The sequence below is a fragment of the Streptomyces sp. NPDC012769 genome, from assembly GCF_042901205.1.
Lineage (GTDB): Bacteria > Actinomycetota > Actinomycetes > Streptomycetales > Streptomycetaceae > Streptomyces.
The window spans coordinates 173,579-193,252 of the sequence record NZ_JBIBCP010000008.1; the positions used below are offsets into that span (position 1 = coordinate 173,579).

20 protein-coding genes and 1 tRNA gene are annotated in these 19,674 nt (G+C 72.6%); 9 read left to right on the forward strand and 12 right to left on the reverse strand.

All coding sequences use genetic code 11. The annotated features are described in order from the left end of the window. Positions 1–71: 71 nt before the first annotated feature. On the reverse strand, positions 72–842 hold the full coding sequence (locus ACFY7C_RS34150) for an ABC transporter ATP-binding protein (protein WP_389658596.1): 771 nt from the start codon (positions 840–842) through the stop codon (positions 72–74). Positions 843–1,275: 433 nt separating this feature from the next. Between ACFY7C_RS34150 and ACFY7C_RS34155 the strand changes: the two genes are divergently transcribed. Continuing rightward, positions 1,276–1,357 (forward strand) — tRNA-Leu (locus ACFY7C_RS34155). Between the two features lie 131 nt (positions 1,358–1,488). After that, positions 1,489–2,385, forward strand: coding sequence for a Bax inhibitor-1/YccA family protein (locus ACFY7C_RS34160; RefSeq protein WP_389658599.1), 897 nt, complete (start codon positions 1,489–1,491; stop codon positions 2,383–2,385). 72 nt (positions 2,386–2,457) lie between these two features. Here ACFY7C_RS34160 and ACFY7C_RS34165 read toward each other — a convergent pair whose 3' ends face one another. Beyond that, complete coding sequence (locus ACFY7C_RS34165; protein WP_389658602.1) at positions 2,458–3,018, reverse strand: TetR/AcrR family transcriptional regulator; 561 nt, start codon at positions 3,016–3,018, stop codon at positions 2,458–2,460. 105 nt (positions 3,019–3,123) lie between these two features. On the opposite strand from ACFY7C_RS34165, the gene ACFY7C_RS34170 reads away from it, so the two are divergent. Beyond that, positions 3,124–3,999, forward strand: coding sequence for an alpha/beta fold hydrolase (locus ACFY7C_RS34170; protein WP_389658605.1), 876 nt, complete (start codon positions 3,124–3,126; stop codon positions 3,997–3,999). 38 nt (positions 4,000–4,037) lie between these two features. On the opposite strand, the gene ACFY7C_RS34175 is transcribed toward ACFY7C_RS34170, so the two are convergent. Further along, complete coding sequence (locus ACFY7C_RS34175; protein WP_389658608.1) at positions 4,038–4,268, reverse strand: DUF4287 domain-containing protein; 231 nt, start codon at positions 4,266–4,268, stop codon at positions 4,038–4,040. A gap of 100 nt (positions 4,269–4,368) precedes the next feature. On the opposite strand from ACFY7C_RS34175, the gene ACFY7C_RS34180 reads away from it, so the two are divergent. Next, positions 4,369–4,698, forward strand: a complete 330-nt coding sequence (locus tag ACFY7C_RS34180; RefSeq protein WP_389658611.1) for a hypothetical protein — start codon at positions 4,369–4,371, stop codon at positions 4,696–4,698. 86 nt (positions 4,699–4,784) lie between these two features. Here the strand turns inward: ACFY7C_RS34180 and ACFY7C_RS34185 are convergent, their stop codons facing one another. The 3 genes from ACFY7C_RS34185 to ACFY7C_RS34195 form a co-directional block, all read right to left on the reverse strand. Next, the gene (locus tag ACFY7C_RS34185) at positions 4,785–5,699 is read right to left on the reverse strand and encodes a hypothetical protein (protein ID WP_389658614.1); all 915 of its coding nucleotides are present in this window, start codon (positions 5,697–5,699) and stop codon (positions 4,785–4,787) included. A gap of 212 nt (positions 5,700–5,911) precedes the next feature. Then, positions 5,912–7,132, reverse strand: a complete 1,221-nt coding sequence (locus ACFY7C_RS34190; protein ID WP_389658617.1) for an acetyl-CoA C-acetyltransferase — start codon at positions 7,130–7,132, stop codon at positions 5,912–5,914. Between the two features lie 278 nt (positions 7,133–7,410). After that, entirely contained in the window at positions 7,411–8,442 is a 1,032-nt protein-coding gene (locus ACFY7C_RS34195; protein ID WP_389658620.1) for an SGNH/GDSL hydrolase family protein, read from the reverse strand. 138 nt (positions 8,443–8,580) lie between these two features. Between ACFY7C_RS34195 and ACFY7C_RS34200 the strand changes: the two genes are divergently transcribed. Together ACFY7C_RS34200 and ACFY7C_RS34205 are read left to right on the forward strand one after the other, a co-directional pair. Then, entirely contained in the window at positions 8,581–9,975 is a 1,395-nt protein-coding gene (locus ACFY7C_RS34200) for a cystathionine beta-synthase (protein ID WP_389658623.1), read from the forward strand. Positions 9,976–10,352: 377 nt separating this feature from the next. Next, on the forward strand, positions 10,353–11,186 hold the full coding sequence (locus tag ACFY7C_RS34205; protein WP_389658626.1) for a MurR/RpiR family transcriptional regulator: 834 nt from the start codon (positions 10,353–10,355) through the stop codon (positions 11,184–11,186). Positions 11,187–11,199: 13 nt separating this feature from the next. Here the strand turns inward: ACFY7C_RS34205 and ACFY7C_RS34210 are convergent, their stop codons facing one another. From ACFY7C_RS34210 to ACFY7C_RS34235, 6 genes are all read right to left on the reverse strand, one after another. Next, positions 11,200–11,571, reverse strand: coding sequence for a hypothetical protein (locus ACFY7C_RS34210; protein WP_389658629.1), 372 nt, complete (start codon positions 11,569–11,571; stop codon positions 11,200–11,202). A 36-nt stretch (positions 11,572–11,607) separates the two neighbouring features. Next, on the reverse strand, positions 11,608–12,000 hold the full coding sequence (locus tag ACFY7C_RS34215; protein ID WP_389658632.1) for a roadblock/LC7 domain-containing protein: 393 nt from the start codon (positions 11,998–12,000) through the stop codon (positions 11,608–11,610). A 41-nt stretch (positions 12,001–12,041) separates the two neighbouring features. Then, entirely contained in the window at positions 12,042–12,806 is a 765-nt protein-coding gene (locus tag ACFY7C_RS34220; protein WP_389658635.1) for a transcriptional regulator, read from the reverse strand. Then, a complete protein-coding gene (locus ACFY7C_RS34225; protein WP_389658638.1) occupies positions 12,803–13,267 on the reverse strand; it encodes a hypothetical protein in 465 nt (154 codons plus the stop codon). The genes ACFY7C_RS34220 and ACFY7C_RS34225 overlap by 4 nt, the downstream gene beginning before the upstream one ends. 137 nt (positions 13,268–13,404) lie before the next feature. Beyond that, entirely contained in the window at positions 13,405–13,884 is a 480-nt protein-coding gene (locus ACFY7C_RS34230; protein WP_389658641.1) for an SRPBCC family protein, read from the reverse strand. Continuing rightward, positions 13,881–15,275 (reverse strand): diaminopimelate decarboxylase, encoded by a 1,395-nt coding sequence (locus ACFY7C_RS34235; RefSeq protein ID WP_389658644.1) that lies wholly within the window; start codon positions 15,273–15,275, stop codon positions 13,881–13,883. The genes ACFY7C_RS34230 and ACFY7C_RS34235 overlap by 4 nt, the downstream gene beginning before the upstream one ends. A 124-nt stretch (positions 15,276–15,399) precedes the next feature. On the opposite strand from ACFY7C_RS34235, the gene hutU reads away from it, so the two are divergent. Genes hutU through ACFY7C_RS34250 form a run of 3 tightly spaced genes read left to right on the forward strand, consistent with a single transcriptional unit; the run spans position 15,400 to position 19,657 of the window. Next, positions 15,400–17,097 carry a urocanate hydratase gene (hutU, locus tag ACFY7C_RS34240; protein WP_389658647.1) on the forward strand — a complete coding sequence of 566 codons (1,698 nt, stop codon included), beginning with the start codon at positions 15,400–15,402 and terminating at the stop codon, positions 17,095–17,097. A gap of 17 nt (positions 17,098–17,114) precedes the next feature. Further along, entirely contained in the window at positions 17,115–18,317 is a 1,203-nt protein-coding gene (locus tag ACFY7C_RS34245; RefSeq protein ID WP_389658804.1) for an allantoate amidohydrolase, read from the forward strand. Further along, entirely contained in the window at positions 18,308–19,657 is a 1,350-nt protein-coding gene (locus ACFY7C_RS34250) for a formimidoylglutamate deiminase (protein WP_389658650.1), read from the forward strand. Before ACFY7C_RS34245 ends, ACFY7C_RS34250 begins: the two co-directional genes overlap by 10 nt. Positions 19,658–19,674: the final 17 nt, after the last annotated feature.

Here is a 19,674-nt window from a genome sequence, read left to right on the forward strand (position 1 = left end):
CACGGGGGCCCGCGGGACGGCGCGCCTGGTGAGGGCGGCGTCGGCCCGGGGCCGGGGGCGGGGCCCCGGGGTCAGCTCGTGCGGCCCTTGGCGTCGAAGGCCTTCATGCGGTCGAGCACGCCGTCCGCCGTGGGGTGGAGCATCTCGTCGACGATCCGGCCGTCCGCGAGGAAGACGACCCGGTCCGCGTAGGAGGCGGCGACCGGGTCGTGGGTCACCATCACCACGGTCTGGCCGAGCTCGCGCACCGAGTTGCGCAGGAAGCCCAGCACCTCCGCGCCGGAGCGCGAGTCGAGGTTTCCGGTCGGCTCGTCACCGAAGATGATCTCGGGCTTGGAGGCGAGCGCGCGGGCCACGGCCACGCGCTGCTGCTGGCCGCCGGAGAGCTGCGCGGGGCGGTGGCTGAGCCGGCCGGACAGGCCGATCATGTCGATGACCTGCTGCACCCACTCCTTGTCGGGCTTGCGGCCCGCGATGTCCATCGGAAGCGTGATGTTCTCCAGGGCGGTCAGCGTCGGCAGCAGGTTGAACGCCTGGAAGATGAAGCCGATCTTGTCCCGGCGCAGCTGGGTCAGCTGCTTGTCCTTCAGGCTGCCGAGCTCGGTCTCACCGATCCGGACCGAGCCGGAGCTGAAGGAGTCCAGGCCGGCGACGCAGTGCATGAGGGTCGACTTGCCGGAGCCGGAGGGGCCCATGATCGCGGTGAACTCGCCCTGCCGGAAGTCCACGCTGACCCGGTCCAGAGCGACCACCTGGGTCTCGCCCTGTCCGTAGACCTTCGAGAGGTCGGTGGCGCGGGCGGCCACCGCGGTGGTGCGGGGCACGGTGAAGCTGGTGGTCACGACGGCGACTCCTGTCACTGCGGATGTTCGGGAACCACTCCATCGTGTCGAGCGTTATGGCGCCCGGCGTCCGTCCACGTGCCCGTTCCCGGGGGCGACTGGAGTCGGACCGCCGGGGCGTCCCGTCATCCTGAGGTATGACGGCGACCCCGAGAAGGGGCGCGGGGGAGGGGCCGTGACCGGCCCGGCCGGGAGCCCCGGCGGAGGGGGCACAGAGGTGACGAAGTCGGGTGGGATCCGGCGGCGAGTTTTCGTCAATCCGGCACCCCGGTCTTTGCTGCCGCGATCCCCGTCACACTTCGCCACAAGGGGTCCCACCTGCACTGACACACCCTCAGGTGTCAATAAAATAAGACAACATCGGGCTGCCGTTCCGCTGAACGGGCGACGCGCCCCGATAGGCTCCTGTTGCCAACGCGGAGCTTCGCGTGACGCCCGGATGGTGGAATGCAGACACGGCGAGCTTAAACCTCGCTGGCCTTCGGGCCGTACCGGTTCGAATCCGGTTCCGGGCACACTCCTCATGCCTGTCCTCGCCCTTCTCGGGCACGATCGTATAAAGATCCTCCCCCAGCACGAGGGAGTTTCTTTTGCCTTCGCATTACTCTTGACGCAAGGCCGCGCAGTGCGGCCATGGAGGAGTGAGATGAGGAGCAGCAACCCGGTCTTCTCGCGACGGGGGTTCAGCCGCGACAACGGCTACGCCGGCTTCAACGCGCAGCAGCCGCAGGCCGGGGGCCCCGCCGTCGGAACCAACCCGTACGCCACCGGCACCGCCGAGGGCACGACGAACCCGTACGCGACCAACCCGTACGCGCAGCAGGACACGGCGCTCGGCGCGCCGCAGCAGGCCCGCACCAACGTCATGACGATCGACGACGTGGTCAGCCGTACGGCGATCACGCTCGGCACGGTCGTGGTGACCGCGGTCCTCGCCTGGCTGCTGCTGCCGGTCGACCCGGCGAACATCAACAAGTCGTACGGCATCGCCATCGGCGCCGCCCTGGTCGCCCTGGTCCTGTCGCTCGTCCAGTCGTTCAAGCGCAAGCCGTCTCCGGCGCTGATCCTGGCCTACGCGGCCTTCGAGGGCGTCTTCCTCGGCGTGATCTCCGCGGCCGTCTCGACGTACATCGCCGACGGCGTGGTCCCGCAGGCCGTGCTCGGCACGATGGCGGTCTTCGCCGGTGTGCTGATCGCCTACAAGATGCGCTGGATCCGCGTCACCCGCCGTTTCTACGGCTTCGTGATGGCGGCCGCGATGGGCTTCGTGCTGCTGATGGCGGTCAACCTGCTGTTCGCCGTCTTCGGCGGCGGTGACGGCCTCGGCTTCCGCAGCGGCGGCCTCGGCATCCTGTTCGGTGTCATCGGCATCATCCTCGGCGCCTGCTTCCTGGCCCTGGACTTCAAGCAGGTCGAGGACGGCATCACCTACGGCGCTCCGCGCGAGGAGTCCTGGCTGGCGGCCTTCGGCCTCACCATGACCCTGGTGTGGATCTACCTGGAGTTCCTGCGTCTGCTCTCGATCCTTCAGGGCGACGACTGACGCACCGCGTGACAGGGGAAGGGCCCGTCCGGCATCCGCCGGGCGGGCCCTTCCGCGTTTCCCGGGGCCGTCTCAGTCGACGTGCGCGTCGAGCAGCACCCGGGCCGCGTCCTTGGCGTGGGCGGCGGGCTCGGAGGTGCCGTGGATGCCGGCGACGGCCATGGCGCCGTTGGCGAGCAGGGCCAGCTGGTCGGCGAGGGCGGGCGGGGCGTTCAGGGCGTCCGTCTGCTCGGCGAAGTAGTCCCGCAGGGCCTGCTTGTGTCCGCGGGCGATCTCGGCGATGTCCGGCGAGATGCCGCCCATCTCCCCGAAGGTGTTGATGAAGGCGCAGCCCCGGAAGTCGGGGGCCGCGAACCAGTCGCCGAGGTAGTCGAAGACCGCGAGCGCCCGCTGGTAGGGGCTGGTGGCGTGGGTGGTGCCATGGGCGGCGATGGCCTCGCGCACGGCCGCGTCGCGCCGCTTGAGCACCGCCCAGACCAGATGGTCCTTGGACGGGAAGAGCTGGTAGAGGCGCTTGAGGGAGACGCCGGACGCGCCGCGGATGGCGTCCATGCCGACGGCCTGGACGCCCTTCTCGTCGAACAGGGCCTCGGCCGTCTCCAGGAGCTTCAGCTCCGCGGTCTCCGCGTCCATCACCGCTCACTCCCCGGAAAGCCCGTTGCGTAGAGAACCATCGTTCTCCTACTCTACAGGGCATCGGGAGAACGATCGTTCTCTCCGCTCTTCGAGGGGGTACCCATGTCCGGCTTCGCCCTGCGCGCCCGCACCATGACCATCGACGGCCTGGAGGTCTTCTACCGGGAGGCCGGCGACCCGTCACGGCCCACCCTGGTGCTGCTCCACGGCTTCCCGGCCAGCTCGCACATGTACCGCGGACTGATGGCCGAGCTCTCCGACGCGTACCACCTGATCGCGCCCGACCACATCGGCTTCGGCGCCTCCGCCGCGCCCGCCGTGGACGCCTTCGACTACGGCTTCGAGCGGCTCACCGAGATCACCCTGACGCTCCTCGACCGGCTCGGGCTCGACCGCTTCGCCCTCTACATCCAGGACTACGGAGCGCCCATCGGCCTGCGCATCGCCTCCCGCCACCCCGAGCGGATCACCGCGATCGTCACCCAGAGCGGCAACGCCTACCTGGAGGGCTTCACGCCCTTCTGGGACGTGCTCTTCGCCCACGCGAAGGACCGGCAGGCGCACGAGCCCGCCGTGCGCGAGCTGCTGACCGCCGAGGCCACCCGCTGGCAGTACACCCACGGCGTCCCGGCCGACCGGCTCGACCGGATCGGCCCGGAGACCTGGACCCTCGACCAGGCGGGCCTCGACCGGCCCGGCAACAAGGAGATCCAGCTCCAGCTCTTCTGGGACTACCAGTTCAACCTGGACGGCTACCCGGCCTTCCAGGAGTACTTCCGCACCCACCGGCCGCCGCTGCTCGCCGCCTGGGGCCGCGGCGACGAGATCTTCGGCCCGGCCGGTGCCGAGGCCTTCGCCCGGGACCTGCCGGACGCCGAGATCCATCTCCTCGACGCCGGTCACTTCGCCCTGGAGACGCACGGCGAGGAGATCGCGGAGCTGGTCCGCGACTTCCTCGGCCGTCACGTGAAGGGCTGAGCCCGGCGCGGGGCCGGGCCGGGGCGGGCCGCCCGCCGTCAGAGCATGCGGCGGGCCGCCCGACGGAGGTCGTACTCGTGGATGATCGCCTTGGCGTGGCCGTAGGCGAGGCCGTGCTCACCCCGCAGCCAGCTGACCTTCTCCTCGAAGCGGATCAGGGAGGGGCCGTCCTCGACGGCCCTCAGCCAGTCGGCGATCTCACGACCGGTGCAATGGGGGATGCGGGCGAGCAGGTTGCGGTGGGTCTCTTCGGAGAATGCGTGGGACATCGGCGCCTCCGGACGCGTTGTGCCGTGTGCTCCTTCACGTCACCGTGCCCGAGCGTTCGCCCGTTGGCAATGGGCCCCGGACGGCGCGTAGGGTCGCACGGTGCGCGATACGAGTGAACTGACCGCCGCCGCAGAGCGGTTCGCCGACCGGCTGCGGGCCGCCCCGCAGAGCCGTCTCCAGCGCGGTGCCGCCACCGAAGGGCTCGCGCTGGCACGGGAGTTGGCGCTGCGGGCGCAGCGCCTGGAGTTCCCCGGCCGGGAGCCGGTGATCATGCCGGACGCGGGTGTCTTCGCGGTCGCCGACCAACTGGTGGTCGCCGCCACGGATCTGGCCGAAACTTTGCGTACGGCCCCGGCCGGTTCCCCCGAGGGGGACGTGGGCGAGGCCGTGAGGCTGGTACGGGAGGCGGAGGCCCGCTCGGGGCTCTAGGCCGTGCCCTATCGCTCGGGGCTCTAGGCCGTGCCCTTCGGATCCTGCCGGGCTCGGGCCGTGCCCCGGGGCCGTGGCCCCGGCGGCTACAGGCTGGCGATCACGCGGTCCGCGAGGATGTACACGTTGTCCTCGGCCGCCTCGCCACACGAGAAGGTCAGGGCGTAGGCGCCGGAGACGCCCGAGCCGCCCAGCAGCACCGGGGCCCGGCCGGCCCGCACGGCCTCGGCGAGGCGCTCGGCGGTCTCCCGGTGGCCGGGGGTCATGCAGAGCGTGGTGCCGTCGGCGAAGACGTACACGTCCAGGGTGCCCAGCGGGCCGGGGCGGACGTCGGTCAGCGCCGTGCGGGTGTCGGCGAGCTCCTCCAGGCGGGCCACCGTGCGCTCGTGGTCGGTGACCACCGGGGTCTGGACCGGCACGAAGTCCGGGTGCGAGGGGTGGCGGCGGCGGGCCGCGGCCAGCTCGGGGGAGTCCTCGGGGTACTCGGTCGGCCCGGTGAGCTCGGGGAACTCCTCCAGGGGCTCGAAGGTGTCGAAGGCGTCCAGCGGGTCACGGCCGTCGAAGGTCTCGCGCCCGTCGAAGGTCTCCCGGCCGTCGAGCGCGGCGGCCTCCGCCTCCATGGCCTCCAGGGCCATCGCCTCCAGGCCCACGAAATCGGCCTGGCGCGGCACGAAGAACGGGCCCTCCTCGGTCGGCCCGGCCAGGCCGCCGAGCAGCGACGGGGCGTCGGCGGCGTCCCGGGCCTCCTGCGCGGCCCAGAAGGCGCGCGCCTCGGCGAGCTCGCGCTCGCGCTCCTCGGCCAGGGCGTCGGCCACCGCGGCCCGTATCTCGTCGACGGGCGTCTGGCGGGCGTGCGGGACCGTCACGCCGTGCGCCGCGGCGAGCTCGCCACGCAGCGCGGTGACCTGCTGACGGAGACCGTGGGCGGCGTGCAGGGCGGCGGCGCCCACGGCCGTGGCAGCGGCCGTGGTCACCAGCAGGGCAAGAGACAGTGCGCTCACTGACGTACTCCCGATTCCGAGTCGATCCCCCGACTTCCTACATCAGCTTGTCGTGGGGTGGCGTCGCCTGTCAGTGCATTACGTCACGAAATGGACAGGTATTTATGCCTGGTGTTTGGTCCCGAAACGGCCGTGACCTGGGAAAACGACTCTCCCCCGGGATGTATGTCACATCCTGGGGGAGATTCGGTCACGGCTTGGACGCGGGACGGTTAGGAGAGGCGCTCGATGACCATGGCCATGCCCTGGCCGCCGCCGACGCACATGGTCTCCAGGCCGAACTGCTTGTCGTGGAACTGGAGGCTGTTGATGAGCGTGCCGGTGATGCGGGCACCCGTCATGCCGAAGGGGTGGCCGACGGCGATGGCGCCGCCGTTGACGTTGACCTTGTCCAGGTCGAAGCCCAGGTCCTGGTAGGACGGGATGACCTGCGCGGCGAAGGCCTCGTTGATCTCGACCAGGTCGATGTCGCCCGTGGTCAGACCGGCCCGCTTCAGGGCCTGCTTCGACGCCTCGACCGGGCCGAGGCCCATGATCTCGGGGGAGAGGCCGGAGACGCCGGTGGAGATGATCCGGGCCAGCGGGGTCAGGCCCAGCTCGCGCGCCTTGGTGTCGGACATGATCACCAGCGCGGCGGCGCCGTCGTTGAGCGGGCAGCAGTTGGCGGCGGTGACCAGGCCGTCGGGGCGGAAGACCGGCTTCAGGCCGGAGACGCCCTCCAGGGTGACGCCGGCGCGCGGGCCGTCGTCCTTGGAGACGACCGTGCCGTCGGGCAGCGTCACCGGGGTGATCTCGCGCTCCCAGAAGCCGTTCTTGATGGCCTCTTCGGCGAGGTTCTGCGAGCGCACGCCGAACTCGTCCATCTCCTGGCGGCTGATGCCCTTCCAGCGGGCCAGGTTCTCGGCGGTCTGGCCCATGGCGATGTACGCGTCGGGGATCAGGCCGTCCTCGCGCGGGTCGTGCCAGGTGGAGCCCTCGGACTCGGCGACGGCCGCGGTGCGGGCCTCGGCGTCGGCGAAGAGCGGGTTGTGCGTGTCCGGCAGCGAGTCGGAGTTGCCCTTCACGAAGCGGGAGACCATCTCGACACCGGCCGAGACGAAGACGTCGCCCTCGCCCGCCTTGATGGCGTGCAGCGCCATGCGGGAGGTCTGCAGCGACGAGGAGCAGTAGCGGGTGACGGTGCAGCCGGGGAGGTGGTCCATCCCCATCTGCACGGCCACGATCCGGCCCAGGTTGTTGCCCTGCTCGCCGCCGGGCAGACCGCAGCCGAGCATCAGGTCGTCGATGTCGCGCGGGTCGAGCTCGGGAACCTTGGCGAGGGCGGCCTGGATGATCGTGGCGGTCAGGTCGTCGGGACGCAGGTCCTTCAGGGAGCCCTTGAAGGCCCGGCCGATCGGAGAACGGGCGGTCGAGACGATGACGGCTTCGGGCATCACGGCTCCAGGAGGGTGCTGGGTGGACGGACTCAAAGGGAAGTTACCTGCACGTACCGCACGGGGTCACCGGGCGCGGCATGTGATGCGGACCTCTTTTCTAAGCGCTCGCTCAGTCGATTCGCCGGACCCGTACGCGCCCTGCTCAAGGCCCCGCTCGCGGACCCCGTACGCGCCCTGCTCAAGGCCCCGCTCGTGGACCCCGTACGCGCCCGGCTCAAGGCCCCGCTCGTGGACCCCGTACGCGCCCTGCTCAAGGCCCCGCTGGCGGGCCCCGCTCAGGCCGGGTCGGCGGCCGTCCGCGGGTCGGGGGCGTCCGTGTCGTCGCCCCCTCCCTGCAGGGTGCCCGGCAGCGGCAGCCGCCGGCGCCTGCGGTGCTTGAGCAGCGCCCACGGCGCACGGGCGCCGGTGACCTCCGTGCCCGCCTGCTTCGCCGCCTCGGCCGCCGCCTTCGCCACCGGCAGCATGTCCTCGTGCCGGGCCGCGTCGATCCGGTCCGCCTCCGGCCACACCCCGAGCGCCGCGCAGACCGTCGGGAGCACCGCCATCGCCGCCGTCGCGTACCCCTCCGCCGACGGGTGGAAGTTGTCCACCCCGAACATCTCGCGCGGGTTGGCAGCGAACTCCGGCCCGAGCAGATCGCCCAGCGACACCGTCCGGCCGCCCTGCTCGACGACCACGATCGTCTGCGCCGCCGCGAGCTGCCGCGAGGCCCGCCGGGCCAGCCAGCGCAGCGGCTGGTAGACCGGCTCGATGGTGCCGAGATCCGGGCAGGTGCCGACCACCACCTCCGCGCCCGCGGTGCGCAGCCGACGCACCGCCGCCGCCAGACAGCGCACCGACTGGGTCGGCGGCGTCCGATGGGTGACGTCGTTCGCCCCGATCATGATCACGCACACGTCCGGCGCCCCGGCCGGTGCGGCGAGCAGCAGCGACACCTGCCGATCCAGATCGTCCGAGCGCGCCCCCGGCAGGGCCACGTTCCGCAGGTCGACGGGCCGCTCGGCCACCGCGGCGAGCCCCGAGGCCAGCAGCGCGCCCGGAGTCTGGCCCACCCGCCGTACGCCCTGGCCGGCCGCCGTGGAATCACCCAGAAGGGCCAGCCGCAGCGGCTCCTCCCCGCCGTACGAGCCGCCGTAGCGGCCGTCCGCCCCCGGTGGCAGCGGCGCCACCCCGCCCCCGACGGTCCTCTTGGCCAGCTGCACCTCGGCCAGGAGCACCCCCACGGCCGCCACGCCCAGCAGACCGATGCTCCCGCCGCCGTACGCCGCGCCCGCCGCGATCCGCCGTGCCACCCTCGCACTGGACATCGGTGTCACGCACCTCCTTCGAGCGTCCTCGCGCGCCTTTTCGCCGCCTTGTGGTTACTCACTGCCCCGTAACCGGCACCGCGTACGCATTCCACGGAATACGCTGGCTGCACCATTACGGAGACCCCGGAGATTACGGTGCAATTCCACGACTCGATGATCAGCCTCGTCGGCAACACCCCGCTGGTGAAGCTCAACAACGTCACTGCGGGCATTCAGGCGACCGTCCTGGCCAAGGTCGAGTACTTCAACCCGGGCGGCTCGGTCAAGGACCGCATCGCCCTGCGCATGATCGAGTCCGCCGAGGCGAGCGGCGAGCTCAAGCCCGGCGGCACCATCGTCGAGCCCACGTCCGGCAACACCGGCGTCGGCCTGGCGATCGTGGCCCAGCAGAAGGGCTACAAGTGCATCTTCGTCTGCCCGGACAAGGTGTCCACGGACAAGATCAACGTGCTGCGGGCGTACGGCGCCGAGGTCGTGGTCTGCCCCACGGCCGTCGACCCCGAGCACCCGGACTCGTACTACAACGTCTCGGACCGCCTCGTGCGCGAGACGCCGGGCGCCTGGAAGCCGGACCAGTACTCGAACCCGAACAACCCCCGTTCGCACTACGAGACCACCGGTCCCGAGCTGTGGGACCAGACGGACGGGAAGATCACCCACTTCGTCGCGGGCGTCGGCACCGGCGGCACCATCTCCGGCACCGGCAACTACCTGAAGGAGGCGTCCGGCGGCAAGGTCCAGGTCATCGGCGCCGACCCGGAGGGCTCCGTCTACTCCGGCGGCTCCGGCCGCCCGTACCTGGTCGAGGGCGTCGGTGAGGACTTCTGGCCCACCGCCTACGACCGGAACGTCGCCGACCGGATCGTCGCGGTCTCCGACAAGGACTCCTTCCAGATGACCCGCCGCCTCGCCAAGGAGGAGGGCCTGCTCGTGGGCGGCTCCTGCGGCATGGCGGTCGTCGCCGCGCTCGAGGTCGCCAAGGAGCTCGGCCCCGACGACGTCGTGGTCGTGCTGCTGCCGGACTCCGGCCGCGGTTACCTCTCCAAGATCTTCAACGACGAGTGGATGGCCGACTACGGCTTCCTGGAGGACACCTCCTCCGCGACCGTCGCCGACGTCCTCCGCCGCAAGTCGGGCGGCATGCCCTCGCTCGTCCACATGCACCCGGACGAGACCGTGGGCCAGGCCATCGAGGTGCTGCGCGAGTACGGCGTCTCCCAGATGCCGATCGTGAAGCCGGGCGCCGGCCACCCCGACGTCATGGCCGCCGAGGTCGTCGGCTCGGTCGTCGAGCGCGAGCTCCTGAGCGCCCTGTTCACGCAGAAGGCGTCCCTGGAGGACCCGCTGGAGGACCACATGTCCGCGCCGCTGCCGCAGGTCGGTTCGGGCGAGCCGGTCGCCGACCTGATGTCCGTCCTCGGCGAGGCGGACGCGGCGATCGTGCTGGTCGAGGGCAAGCCGACCGATGTCGTCAGCCGCCAGGACCTGCTGGCCTTCCTGGCCGCCAACGGCGGTACGAAGCAGCACTGACGTCCTTGGGGCGCCGGTGAGGTGACGGGCCGTCGGACGCGGGTGGGTGCGTTCGCGCAATCGGTACGAGCGCGACACGTACCCGCAGCACCCGCTTAACAACGGTCCGGCAGAGTGTTCCTCATCGGCGCCACGGATCTCCGGAGCGGCTCCCGGAACTCCGCCGACGCCACGGACGCGGACCGGCCCTGACCCGGGCCCGTGTCCCTCGCGGGGACCGCCGTCGTCCCGCCCCCCGGTCACGGGGGTGCGGCGGTCCCCGCGCAATCCTCTTCCCTCGATCCCCTTCCCGGGCCTCTCCCCGGATCCTCTTCCCTTGCCTGGCTGCATATTCTCATGCAGAGTTCAGGTGAATGAATAAGTGGAAGGGGGACGGCATGAGCGACAGCCCGGCCGGACGGCTGCAGACGCTCTTCGAGGGGCACCGGCTGACACCGACCCAGCGGCGCATCGCGCACTGCATGGTGCGGCGCGCCGCCGACGTGCCGTTCCTGTCCAGCGTGGAGCTGGCCGACCTGGCCGGAGTGAGCCAGCCCTCCGTCACCCGCTTCGCCGTCGCCCTCGGCTTCGACGGCTACCCGGCGCTCCGCAAGCACCTGCGCGAGAGCGTGCCGGCGGTCGCCGAGGAGCTCGCCGAGCACAACGAGTACCAGCAGGCCGTCCTGGGCGAGATCGAGAACCTCCGGCACCTCGCCGAGCTGCTCGCCGACCCCGCGCCCGTCGAGCGCGCCGGCCGGCTGCTCGCCGCCTCCCGGCCGCTGCCCGTCCTGGGTCTGCGGGCCGCCTCCTCACAGGCGCGCGGCTTCGCCTACTTCGCGGGCAAGGTCCACCCGGACGTGCGGCTGCTCGACGAGGGCGGCTCGATGCTCGACGACCGCATCGACGCGGCCGTACGGGCCGGGGCCACGGCGCTGCTCTGCTTCGCGCTGCCCCGGCACCCGCGCGAGGTCGTCGACGCCCTGGCGTACGCCCGCGCCGCCGGCCTCACCGTGGTGACGGTCGCCGAATCGGCCTTCGCGCCGGTCGCCGCGCACAGCGACCTGCTCATCCCGGCCGCCGTCGGCACCGGGCTCGCCTTCGACACCGCCTGCGCGCCGATGCTGCTCGGGCGGGTGCTGCTCGAGGCGATGGCGGACGAGCTGCCGGACGCGCAGGCGCGCCTGGAGGAGTTCGACGTGAAGGCGGCGGCGCGCGGCCTGTTCGTCGAGTGAGCCCCGGGGGCCCTCAGATCTCCAGGTCCCCCTCGATCTTCTTCAGCTGGTGGCGGGCCATCGCCAGGTTGGCCCGGTTCTTGTCCAGGGCCAGGTAGAGGAAGAGACCGGTCCCGCCACGGGTCCTGAGCAGGCGGATCAGGTGGTACTGGGTGCCGAGGGTGATCAGGATGTCCTCGATCTCGTCCTGGAGGCCGAGTGCCTCCATGGCGCGGACCTTGGCGCGGACCACGTCCGTGTTGGCCGCCGCCGCCACGTTGAGGTCGAGCTCGTTGCCGCCGCCGATGGTGCCGAGGGCCATGCCGCTCGTCCAGTCGACGAGGGCGGCCCCGATCGCGCCTTCGATCTGGGTCGCTTCCTTGAGGGAGGTCTCGGTGTTCGCCATGGGTATTCCTTCGTCTCGGTCAGGGTGGGCGATCGGTCAGTTCAGGTCTCTGCGGTCCAGCGCGCCGTCCACCAGCTCGCCTATCCGGGCGCTGGACCGGCGGGCCTCCAGATGGAGCCGGCCGACGTTGATCCGGGGTTCGGCGAGCAGCGTCAGTACGGCCGAGCCGCCCGCCGCGTACGTCGCCACATAGCCGTGCTCACCACGGACCAGGAGCTCCCGGAAGCCGCCCTGTCCGGTGGTGTCGGCGAGGCGCTGCCCGACGCCGAGCGCGGCGGCGGTCAGCGCGGCCACGCTCTCCGCCTCGCCGTCCACGGCGTCCTGCGCGAGCACCAGGCCGTCGGCGCTGGCCGCGAGGGCCCCGGTGAGCTGCGGCAGCCGGGCCCGCAGCCGTCTCAGCTCGACGAGGACCTCGGCTTCTGCGGTCATCAGTTGTCTCCTCTCGGCGCGCAGGCGCAGGGCACGCCTCATCACAGAGCTGCCTCCAGGGCGTCACGGAGCCGGCGGAGCAGGGCGATGTCGGGGTCGGGGGTGGCGACCTCGCCGACCCAGGCGGGTACGGCGGGCGCGGGCGGTGGTGCCTCGTGCGGGGTCTCGACCAGACCGGCCGAGGCGAGCCGCCGTACGTCGAGCAGCGTGTGGAAGGCGGGCCTGCCCAGGAGCCGGGCGAGCTCGGCCGGGGTGCGCACCCCGTCGGCCGCCGCGAGCAGCGCCCGGTGCCGGGCGCCCACCGGCTGCCCGGGCGCGGCGGGCCGGGGCACCACGGGCGCGGTGTCGACGGCCGGGTAGGGCCAGACGCTGTCCAGGAGCTCGCGGCGGCGCAGGGTCTCGCGCTCGACGGCCTCGGTGTCGACCGGCCGCACCGAGCCGAACCAGTGCCCCACCCCGTAGCGGAAGCGGGTCGGGCCGGTGGTGGGCGCGAGGGCGAAGAAGGCGGCGTCGAAGACGGCGCCGAGGTGACAGATCTCCAGTTCGCCGTCGTGCAGCCGGCCGCTGTCGACGAGGAACCGGCCGACGGCGCCGAGCGCCCCGGCCCGGTCCACCGCCTCGTCCCAGCCCTCGCGGGGCAGCCGTCCGGCGGCGGTGAGCAGCACGTCGACGCCGGGAGAGCTCGGGCTCTCGGCGTGCACGACGCGGCCGTCGACGAGGTAGAGGGTGCCGTGGTCGCGCAGCAGGGCGCCGGTGGCCTTCTCGGCGGCGAGGCGGGTGAGCATCGGGGACACGCCGGCGGTCATCCGAGGACCAGCCTCTGCGCGAGGTCGCCGAGCCGGATCCGGGCGAGGGCGAGGTTGCCGGTGGTGCGGTCGAGCCAGAGGTGGAGGAAGACGCTGCTGTCGAAGGCGGTCTCGACGAAGCGGATCACGTGGTAGCCGGTGCGGGTGGTGACGATCAGGTCCTCGACGGGCGGGGCGCCGGGGGAGACCGGGACGGGGGAGGCAGGGGCGGCGCCGGGGGGAGCCGCGAGGGCCGGGGCGGCGCCGGGGGTGGTGCCCGGTGAGCCGGGGTCGTCGGCCGACTCGAACTCGGCCGCCGCGCGGGCGAGTTCGGCGCTCTCGGCGGCGGTGGTCTCGTGGTCGCCGACCGGGGACTCGCCCGCTGCCCCGAGGGCCAGACCGCTGGTCCAGTCGACCAGCCAGGCCCCGCGCGCCCCGGGCAGGCTCATCGCCTCCAGCAGGCACTCGTCGATTCCGGGCACGCGAGATCCCCTCCCGATGCGGCGTGCGGACGAACGGCAGTAACGGTGACGCTACTGAACGTCGTGACCGCCGGAGGGGGTTCTGGCATTTTCCAACGGAATTTGTCAGAAGCGGGTTCTCGATCCGGCCCCGGGGTTCAACCCCGGCTCTCGACCGCCCTGGCGATCTCGTCCAGGTCCTTGGCGAGCGCCCGCGCCACCGCCCGCCCGCCGAGACGGCTGAACAGCCGCATGAGCGGGCCCGGGGCGCGGTCGTGGGCGGGGCGGGCGGTGAAGGTCATGCGCAGCACGGTCTCCTCGGCGGAGACCGCCGGTCCCTGCGGCACGAGGGCGATCTCGGAGACGTAGTGCATGCCGTGGGAGTCGGCCACGGTCACATAGCGCTCGGTCGGCTCGCACACGGTCACGGTCATCTCCTCCGTGGCCGTCCGGCCCAGCATCCGCCGGGTCTCCCGCCAGCGGGTGCCCACCGCGAAGCCGCCCTCGGTGAGCACCTCGACCTTCTCGACGCCCGAGAGCACCCGCGGCATGTCCCGCAGGTCGGTGATCGACTCCCAGACCCGGCCGGGGGAGGCGGCGATCCGGCGCTCGACCACGACGGAGGTGCGTGCTGTCATGCCCCCATGGGACCACCGGGCGGCGCGGCGCGCAGCAGCACGTCCGGCCGGTCGCCGCCCGCTTCCGCCACGATCTCGTCGAGGGTCTGGGCCCTGCGCACGGTCGCGAACGCGATGCCGCCGTCCTCCGTCGGGGTGAAGCCGTGGACGGCCGGCCGGGGCAGGCTGTTGTACGCGTAGTGGTGGGCGAAGTAGTACGCGCCGGTGTCCGGCACCGCGACCAGGTCGCCGGGCCGCAGCAGCGGCAGGGAGCGGCCGACGGCGAGCAGGTCCCCGGCGAAGCAGGCGGGCCCCGCCACGTCCTGCACCACGTCCACGACGACCTCCAGGGCCGCGTCCTGCTCGGGGCCACCGGCCGCCTCCGCTCGCCCACGGGGCCTGCCCTCGGCGTCGTACGCGAGGATGCGCAGCGGCCAGGACTCGGGCGCGTAGACCGTCCGGGTGGCGAGCTGGACGCCCGCGTGGGTGACGGCGATCGCCCGGCCGCCGGAGGTCTTGGTGTACTCCACGCGGGCCAGCACCGTGCCGTGCTTGGCGAGCAGCGAGCGGCCGAACTCGGTGACCAGCGCGTACCGCCCGTCGAACAGGCCGGGGACGGTCGAGGCGAGCAGCGCCGCGTACTCCGCGTAGGTCGGGGTCTCCTCGTCGGAGGCGAAGTTCACCGGCAGACCGCCGCCGATGTCGAGGGTGTCGATCTGCTGCCGGCCGGCCTTGGTGTTGATCTCCTCGGCGAGCGCGTAGGCGGCGCCCACGCCCTCGGCCATCAGGGCGAGCGGGACGCCCTGGGAGCCGGTGTGGGTGTGCAGCCGGGTGAGCCAGGGGCGCTCCAGGTACGCCTGGACGACGGCCTCCCGCGCCCCCTCGTCGCGCAGCGCCACGCCGAACTTGGAGGTGGCGGTCGCCGTCGAGAGCGCGCCGATGGAACCGGCTCCGACCTGCGGGTTCACCCGGAGTCCCAGGGGCGAGGCGGTGGGCGCGGAGGCGACGAGGGCGTCGAGGCGGGCCAGCTCCTGGAGGTTGTCGGCGTTGACCGCGATGCCGAGCGCGAGCGCCTGGCGCAGCTCGGCGGGCGTCTTGGCGGGCGAGTCGAGGACCGTACGGGTCGGGGGCACCCCGGCCGCGCGGGCCAGCGCCAGCTCGCCGGGGCTCGCGACCTCGACGCCGAGCCCCGCCTCGTACAGCAGGCGCAGGACGGGGACGAGCGGCGCGGCCTTGACGGCGAAGGCGTGCAGCACGGGGGCGTCGGTGACGGAGGCGAAGGCGCTGGTCAGAGCGGCGGCGGAGGCGCGGATGCCGTCGGTGTCGAGGAGCGCGACGACGGGTTCGTCCGGGGAGAGGAGTCCATGCCGGACCGCGGCGCGGACGGCCTGGTCGCGACGGGAGGAAGCCATGGGTCCATCCATGGGGCCATCCCACCACCGGGTGGGAGGGTGCCGCAGCTGTTGACTAAGACTATTCAGAAGGCCAGGATGTGAATATCTGAATGAATAGCCGAAGGATCCAGGAGGCATCGCCATGTCAGGACCCCGCCCCGTACGGGCCCCGCGCGGTACGGAACTGAGCGCCCTGGGATGGCAGCAGGAGGCCGCCCTCCGGATGCTCCAGAACAACCTCGACCCCGAGGTCGCCGAGCACCCCGACAAGCTCGTCGTCTACGGCGGCACCGGCAAGGCCGCCCGTGACTGGCGCTCCTTCGACGCCATGGTCCGCACCCTCAAGACCCTCAAGCAGGACGAGACCATGCTGGTCCAGTCCGGCCGCCCGGTCGGCGTCATGCAGACCCACGAGTGGGCCCCGCGCGTCCTCATCGCCAACTCCAACCTGGTCGGAGACTGGGCCAACTGGGAGGAGTTCCGCCGCCTGGAGCAGCTCGGCCTCACCATGTACGGCCAGATGACGGCCGGCTCCTGGATCTACATCGGCACCCAGGGCATCCTCCAGGGCACCTACGAGACCTTCGCCGCCGTCGCCGCCAAGAAGTTCGGCGGCACCCTGGCCGGCACCATCACCCTCACCGCCGGCCTCGGCGGCATGGGCGGCGCCCAGCCGCTCGCCGTCACCATGAACGACGGCGTCGCGATCTGCGTCGACTGCGACCCGCGCGCCATCGAGCGCCGCATCGAGCACCGCTACCTGGACGTCAAGGCCGACAACCTCGCCCACGCCCTCCAGCTGGCCACCGAAGCCCGCGACGCCCGCCGCCCGCTGTCCATCGGCCTCCTCGGCAACGCCGCCGAGCTGCTCCCGCGGATGCTCGCCGAGGGCGCCCCGATCGACATCGTCACCGACCAGACCTCCGCCCACGACCCGCTGTCGTACCTCCCGGTCGGCGTGGCCTTCGAGGACATGGCCGACGCCGCCGCCAAGGACCCGGCCGGATTCACCACCCGCGCCCGCGAGTCCATGGCCAGGCACGTCGAGGCCATGGTCGGCTTCATGGACGCCGGCGCCGAGGTCTTCGACTACGGCAACTCCATCCGCGGCGAGGCCCAGCTGGCCGGCTACGACCGCGCCTTCGCCTTCCCCGGCTTCGTCCCGGCCTACATCCGCCCGCTGTTCTGCGAGGGCAAGGGCCCCTTCCGCTGGGCCGCCCTCTCCGGCGAGGCCTCGGACATCCACAAGACCGACAAGGCGATCCTCGACCTCTTCCCGGAGAACGAGTCCCTCCACCGCTGGATCAAGATGGCCGGCGAGCGCGTCCACTTCCAGGGCCTGCCGGCCCGCATCTGCTGGCTCGGCCAGGGCGAGCGCGACAAGGCCGGCGCCATGTTCAACGACATGGTCGCCGACGGCACCCTCGCCGCCCCCCTCGCGATCGGCCGCGACCACCTCGACTGCGGCTCCGTCGCCTCCCCGTACCGCGAGACCGAGGCCATGCTCGACGGCTCCGACGCCATCGCCGACTGGCCGCTGCTCAACGCCATGGTCAACGTGGCCTCCGGCGCCTCCTGGGTGTCGATCCACCACGGCGGCGGCGTCGGCATGGGCCGCTCCATCCACGCCGGGCAGGTCTCGGTCGCCGACGGCACCGCGCTGGCCGGCGAGAAGATCCGCCGCGTGCTCACCAACGACCCCGGCATGGGCGTCATCCGCCACGTCGACGCGGGCTACGACATCGCGGAGCGGGTCGCCGACGAGCGCGGCGTCCGCGTCCCGATGCGCGAGGGCGCCGAGTCCGGTGCCGAGTCCGGCTCCACGGAAGGCTCCGCGTGAGCCAGAGCTTCCACGCCATGTGGACGTCGCTGCGGCCCATCGGCCGCAGCGACGCCTCCGGCGGCTACCGCCGCTACGCCTGGACCGCCGCCGACGGCGACTGCCGGCTCTGGTTCCGGATGCAGGCCGAAGCCCGCCGCCTCGACGTCGAGACCGACCGCAACGGCAACCAGTGGGCCTGGCTCGGCGACCCGACCGCCGGCGACGCCGTCGTCACCGGCTCCCACCTGGACTCCGTGCCCGACGGCGGCGCCTTCGACGGCCCCCTCGGCGTCGTCTCCGCCTTCGCCGCCCTCGACGAACTCCGCGCCCGCGGCGTCTCGTTCAAGCGGCCCCTCGCCATCGTCAACTTCGGCGACGAGGAGGGCGCCCGCTTCGGCCTCGCCTGCGTCGGCTCCCGCCTCGCCTCCGGTCAGCTGACCAAGGAGAAGGCGTACGAACTCCGCGACGCCGACGGGATCTCCCTCCCGCGGGCCATGGAGGCCGCCGGATACGACCCCGAGGCCATCGGCCCGGACCCGGAGCGGCTGGCCCGCATCGGCGCCTTCGTCGAACTCCACGTCGAGCAGGGCCGCGCCCTGGACCTGTCCGGGGACGCCGTCGGCATCGCCTCCGCCATCTGGCCGCACGGCCGCTGGCGGTACGACTTCCACGGCGAGGCCAACCACGCCGGCACCACGCGGCTCGTCGACCGGCGCGACCCGATGCTGCCGTACGCCGAGACCGTCCTCGCCGCCCGCCGCGAGGCCGAACTCGCGGGCGCCGTCGCCACCTTCGGCAAGGTCGCCGTCGAGCCGAACGGCGTCAACGCCATCCCGTCGCTCGTCCGCGGCTGGCTCGACGCGCGCGCCGCCGACCAGGAGTCCCTGGACACGGTCGTCGCCGGCATCGAGGCGGCGGCCCGCGACCACGCCCTGCGGCAGGGCGTCGACCTCGCCGTCGTACGGGAGTCCTTCACACCCGTGGTCGAGTTCGGGCACGCGCTGCGGGACGAGATGAGCCGGATCCTCGGCGAGACCACCGGCGACAAGATCCCCGTCCTCGGTACCGGCGCGGGACACGACGCGGGTATTTTGTCCGCGTCGATCCCGACCGCCATGCTGTTCGTCCGCAACCCCACCGGCGTCTCGCACTCCCCGGCCGAGTTCGCCGCCGAGGACGACTGCCTCGCCGGGGTCCGCGCACTCGCCGACGTACTGGAGGGCCTGGCGTGCCGCTGACGCCGCAGACCACCTACTGGCTGGAGCACGCCTGGCTCGGCACGCACGCCGAGCCGGGCGTCGCCCTGGACGTCTCGTCCGAGGGCCGGATCACGGCCGTACGGACGGGCGTGGAGGCCCCGCAGCCCGGCGCGGAGGTCCTGCGCGGCCTCACGATCCCCGGCCTCGCCAACGCCCACTCGCACGCCTTCCACCGGGCCCTGCGCGGCACGGTCCAGGTCGGCTCCGGCACCTTCTGGACCTGGCGCGAGGTCATGTACGGCGTCGCCCAGCGCCTCACCCCCGACAGCTACTTCGCCCTCGCGCGCGCCGTGTACGCCGAGATGGCGCTGGCCGGCATCACCTCCGTCGGAGAGTTCCACTACCTCCACCACGCGCCCGGCGGCACCCCGTACGCCGACCCCAACGCCATGGGAGAGGCCCTGATCGCCGCTGCAGGCGAGGCCGGCATCCGGATCACCCTGCTCGACACCGCCTATCTCTCCTCCGGCTTCGGCGCCGCCCCCGAACCCCACCAGCTCCGCTTCACCGACGGCACGGCCGACGCCTGGGCCGAGCGGGCGAGCGCCCTGAAGGAGCGCGAGGGCTTGCGGATCGGGGCCGCGATCCACTCCGTGCGGGCCGTGCCCGCCGACCAGCTGTCCACCGTGGCCCGGTGGGCGCAGGACCGGCAGGCCCCCCTGCACGTCCACCTCTCCGAGCAGACGGCCGAGAACGACGCCTGCCTCGCGGCCCACGGCCGCACCCCGACGCAACTGCTCGCCGACCACGGCGTGCTGGGCGCGCGCACCACGGGCGTCCACAACACGCACATGACGGACGCGGACATCGCGCTGATCGGCTCCACCGCCACCGGCACCTGCATGTGCCCCACCACCGAGCGCGACCTCGCCGACGGCATCGGCCCGGCCGTCGCCCTCCAGCGGGCCGGCTCCCCGCTGTCGCTCGGCACCGACAGCCACGCCGTCATCGACCTCCTGGAGGAGGCGCGGGCCATGGAGCTGAACGAGCGCCTGCGCACCCGCACCCGCGGCCACTGGACGGCCGCGGCCCTGCTGCGGGCGGCGACGGCCGACGGTCAGGCGGCCCTCGGCTGGACCGACGCGGGAGTCCTGGAGCCCGGCGCCCTCGCCGACTTCACCACCCTCGCCCTGGACTCGGTCAGGACAGCGGGACCGGTGCCGCGTCTGGCAGCCGAGACGGCGGTATTCGCAGCGTCGGCCGCGGACGTGCGGCACACGATCGTGGGCGGTCGCCATGTCGTACGGGACGGGGTCCACCGGTCCGTACCCGACGTGGCCCGGACCCTCGCGGACTCGATCGCCGCCCTGCGCGGCTGAAGGAGACACCCCTCACC